This is a genomic window from Streptomyces viridosporus, assembly GCF_002078235.1.
Lineage (GTDB): Bacteria > Actinomycetota > Actinomycetes > Streptomycetales > Streptomycetaceae > Streptomyces > Streptomyces viridosporus.
Genome location: NZ_MSGP01000438.1, coordinates 1 through 2845 on the forward strand (window position 1 = coordinate 1; position 2845 = coordinate 2845).

The 2845-nt window shown below is 71.6% G+C and carries 2 protein-coding genes; both read right to left on the reverse strand.

The genetic code is table 11. The annotated features are described in order from the left end of the window. Positions 1-17: 17 nt before the first annotated feature. A complete protein-coding gene (locus B7L92_RS28355; RefSeq protein ID WP_081240236.1) occupies positions 18-1208 on the reverse strand; it encodes a sugar phosphate isomerase/epimerase family protein in 1191 nt (396 codons plus the stop codon). A gap of 138 nt (positions 1209-1346) precedes the next feature. Next, positions 1347-2735, reverse strand: a complete 1389-nt coding sequence (locus B7L92_RS28360; RefSeq protein ID WP_081240238.1) for an alkaline phosphatase family protein — start codon at positions 2733-2735, stop codon at positions 1347-1349. Positions 2736-2845: the final 110 nt, after the last annotated feature.

Genomic DNA, 2845 nt, shown 5'->3' on the forward strand with positions numbered 1-2845 from the left:
CCGGTCCGTGTTCCGGGTCAGCGGCGCCGCTTGCGCAGGGCCGCCAGGTTGTCGTAGCTGATCTTGGCCTCCCGCAGCGACTGCGCGGGGTCGGTGGCGCTCGGGGAGTTGTCGTCCTCGACCATCGGGTTGTGGTAGTTGCGCTGTCCGACCCGTGAGAAGAACGTCGTGTAGTCGATGACGCCGGTCCCGAAGGGCACCATCTCGTAGCCCATGCCGTTGGTGGTGCTGACGACGCCGTCCTTGGCGTGGAACAGCGGGTAGCGCTTGTTGTGGCGGGCGACCAGGCCGGCCGGGTCGAAGACGTTCCTGCGGGTGGAGCCGTCGTGGGCGGTGTACGTGTGGAACTTGTACTGGGCGACGTGCGCCCAGAAGATGTCCATCTCCAGCCAGACGAGCTTCGGGTCGGTGACCTTGAGGAAGTACTCCAGCTTCCGGATGCCCGAGCTGCGGGTCGGCCGGCCCTGGTCGTCCAGCGGGCCGCCGTCGAGCAGGAAGCCGTAGGCGCTGTCGTGGTTGTGGGTGTAGAGCTTGATGCCCGCGCGGCGGGCGATCTCTCCGAGGGCGTTCCACTTGTCGGCGGCCACGTCCCAGTCGGCGCGGTGGGAGCTGCCGGTGGGGTCGCCGCCGGTGCCCATGTGGTCCATGCCGAGGATGTTGGCGATCTCCAGGTGCTTCTTGAAGGTGTCCAGGTCCGCCGCGGTCAGCGGCCAGGAGGGCGGGATGAAGCCGTGGTTGCCCTGGGCGCGCAGACCGCAGTCGTCGAGCCAGCGGCGCAGCAGCCTGGCGCCCTGGACGGATTCCAGGTTGTCGCCGCCGGGCGCGTTCGCGTGCTGGCGGTAGCCCGCGAACTCCACCTGGCGGTAGCCGTGGCGGGCCAGTTGCTTGAACACCTCGCGGAAGCCGGAGGGCAGGTCGGTGGAGAGGGGGTCGCGGCCGGTGGCGTCACGGACGGTGTAGAGGATGATGCCGCGCTTGTGCGGCGGGACGAGGACCTGCCCGTGGCCGTGGCCGTGGTCTCCGCCGCGGTCGTGGGCCAGGGCGGGGGCGGCGCCGAGGACGGGGGCCGCGACGGCTCCGGCCGCCACGGCGGTGCAGGTGCTGAGGAAACGGCGCCGGTCCACGCCGAGGGAGCGGCGCAGTCCCTCGTCCGGGGCGCCGGCGGCGGGGTCGGCCGCTGCTCTGGAGGGGTCGGAGTACGGGGTCACGGGTGCCTGCCTTCTCGGTCGTGGCCGGTTCCGGTGCCGCCGGGACCGGCCGTTGTCAGTGCCGTGTGTTTCACTCTCGGTAGCTGGATCTCGGAGGTCGTACGCGGTGCCGTATGCGGTGCCGTACGCGGTGCTGCGTCAGCCGAGTCCGGCGAGCCGGAGCAGGAGTTGCTTGACGTCGGTGGCCGCCACGCGGTCGCCGACGGCGCGGGGGGTGGAGCAGATGAGGAGCGGACCGTCGTCGTCGCTCGCGGGAAGGCGGCCGTGGCTGCCGCGTATAGGTGACGGGTCCAGGGGCACGACCGCCATGCGGTAGCGCATGCCGAGTTTCTTGCGCGCCAGTGCGGTGGCCGCCTTGACCTTGACGTACGGGTCGAGGGGATCCATGAAGAGCTCGACCGGGTCGTAGCCGGGTTTGCGGTGGATCTCGACGAGCTGCGCGAAGTCGGGCGCGCGGGCGTCGTCGAGCCAGTAGTAGTACGTGAACCAGGCGTCGGGTTCGGCGACGGCGACCAGTTCGCCGGCGCGCGGGTGGTCGAGGTGGTGGGCCTTCTTGCCCTCGTCGTCGAGGAGTTGCTCGATCCCGGGCAGTCCGTCCAGGGCGGCGCGGGTGGCGTCCAGGTCCTCGGGGCGGCGCACGTACACATGGGCGATCTGGTGGTCGGCGACCGCGAAGGCGCGGGAGGCCATCGGGTCGAGGTACTCCATGCCGTCCTGCGTGTGCACCTCGAGCAGGCCCGCGCGGCGCAGGGCGCGGTTGATGTCCACGGGCCGGCTCACCCGGGTGATGCCGTACTCGGACAGCGCGACGACGGTGCGGCCCTCGGCGCGGGCGTCGTCCAGGAGCGGGGCCAGGGCGGTGTCCAGGTCGGCCGCCGCCTTCAGGGAGCGCGGGTCGTCGGGGCCGAAGCGCTGCAGGTCGTAGTCGAGGTGCGGGAGGTAGCAGAGCGTCAGGTCGGGGCGCCGGGTGCGCATGATGTGGCGGGTGGCGTCGATGATCCACCGGCTGGAGACCAGGTCCGCTCCGGGCCCCCAGAAGTGGAACAGGGGGAACGTGCCGAACTTCTCGGTGAGTTCGTCGTGGAGCGCGGCCGGCCGGGTGTAGCAGTCGGGTTCCTTGCGGCCGTCGGCGTAGTAGACGGGACGGGGGGTGACGGTGATGTCGGTGTCGGCGCCCATGGCGTACCACCAGCAGATGTTGGCGACGGTGTAGCCGGGGTGGGCGCGGCGGGCGGCGTCCCAGAGCTTGTCGCCGGCGACGAGCCCGTTGTGCTGCCGCCACAGCAGGACGTCGCCGAGTTCGCGGAAGTACCAGCCGTTGCCGACGATGCCGTGCTCCGAGGGCATGGTGCCGGTGAGGAAGGTGGACTGGGCGGCGCAGGTGACCGCGGGCAGGACGGTGCCGAGCGGGGCGCGGGAGCCGGATTGGCCGAGGGCCTTGAGGTGGGGCATGTGGTCGAGGAGACGGGGGGTGAGGCCCACGACGTCGAGGACGAGGAGGGGGGTGGGGCCGCTCGGTGGGGTCATGGCAGTTCCTTCAGGCCGAGGTCCGTCAGGAGGTCGCGGGCGAGGGCGAGTTCGGCGGCGATGCCGTCGGCGAGCTGGGCGCGGCTGCGGGGGCGCAGCTCGGGCGGGAG

Coding starts and splice junctions, on each gene's coding strand:
- B7L92_RS28360 (WP_081240238.1), bottom strand. CDS start 2,735: ATGACCCCACCGAGCGGCCCCACCCCCCTCCTCGTCCTCGACGTCGTG.